The organism is Escherichia sp. HH26CH (assembly GCF_009820205.1).
GTDB classification, from domain to species: domain Bacteria; phylum Pseudomonadota; class Gammaproteobacteria; order Enterobacterales; family Enterobacteriaceae; genus Escherichia; species Escherichia coli_F.
This window is the reverse complement of record NZ_VNXM01000015.1, coordinates 1-1,251: the sequence shown is the minus strand read 5'-3', so window position 1 is coordinate 1,251 and position 1,251 is coordinate 1. Positions and strand designations below refer to the sequence as shown.

General features: G+C 51.8%; 1 protein-coding gene. It reads left to right on the top strand.

Features of this window, described 5'->3' with window-relative positions; all coding sequences use genetic code 11:
• The first annotated feature begins 73 nt into the window (after positions 1-73).
• A protein-coding gene (locus FQ015_RS06625) for an IS3 family transposase (protein ID WP_152895938.1) occupies positions 74-1,251 on the top strand; the annotation gives its coding sequence in 2 pieces (ribosomal slippage) (positions 74-332 and positions 332-1,251; 1,179 coding nt in all).

The window sequence follows — 1,251 nt, the reverse complement described above, 5'->3', positions numbered from 1 at the left end:
GTGTAGTGGCACAGTAAATTTGGCCACCTGATTAAAGGTGATATTCTCACCTCAACACAAAACAGGTGACTTAATGAACAAGAAAACCAAACGTACTTTCACCCCTGAGTTCAGGCTGGAATGTGCACAGCTGATTGTTGATAAGGGCTATTCGTATCGACAAGCCAGTGAGGCGATGAATGTCGGTTCTACCACGCTTGAGAGCTGGGTACGTCAGCTCAGGCGAGAGCGCCAAGGTATTGCGCCCTCTGCAACACCCATTACCCCTGAACAGCAACGTATTCGCGAGCTGGAAAAGCAGGTTCGCCGACTGGAGGAACAAAATACGATATTAAAAAAGGCTACCGCGCTCTTGATGTCCGACTCACTGAACGGTTTACGATAGTTTCCAGACTGAGTGACAGCCACTCAGTTGTCAGCCTCTGTTCCGCACTGGGAATACACCGTAGCAGTTACCGGTACTGGCGAAAACGACGCGATACGGTTAATTCGGCTCGCGTCAGGTTGTGCAGCGAAATACGCCGGGCATGGAACCAGAGCCGGGGCTCTGCAGGCGCGCGCACGCTGGCTGAAATGCTGACCCAAAACGGCGTCCCGATGAGCCGTTATCGTGCCGGACGGCTGATGAAATACCTGAACCTGAGCAGTTGTCAGCCCGGAAAACATCAATACAAAAATGCCTGTCAGGAGCATACGTGTTTGCCGAATCTGCTCGAGCGTCAGTTCGCTGTACCGGAGCCAGACAGGGTATGGTGCGGAGATATTACGTATATCTGGGCAGGAAATCGCTGGTGCTATCTGGCGGTCGTCATGGATCTTTTTGCCCGCAGGGTTATCGGCTGGAGCCTGTCAGCGAATGCCGATACTGCACTGATAAGCAGTGCCTTGCGGATGGCGTATGAGGTGCGTGGTCAGCCGCGGGACGTCATGTTCCATAGCGACCAGGGAAGTCAGTATACAGGACTGAAATATCAACAGCTTCTCTGGCGTTACAGGATAAAGCAAAGTGTCAGCCGACGGGGAAACTGCTGGGATAACAGTCCTATGGAACGCTTCTTCCGCAGTCTGAAAACAGAATGGGTGCCGACGGATGGTTACGTAGGCAAGGACGAGGCCCGGCAACAAATTAGCGGTTATATCCTGAATTATTACAATAGCGTCAGGCCTCACCATTACAACGGTGGGTTGACGCCGGAAGAATCAGAGAACAGATACCGTTTTTACTGTAAAACCGTGGCCAATATTACTTGA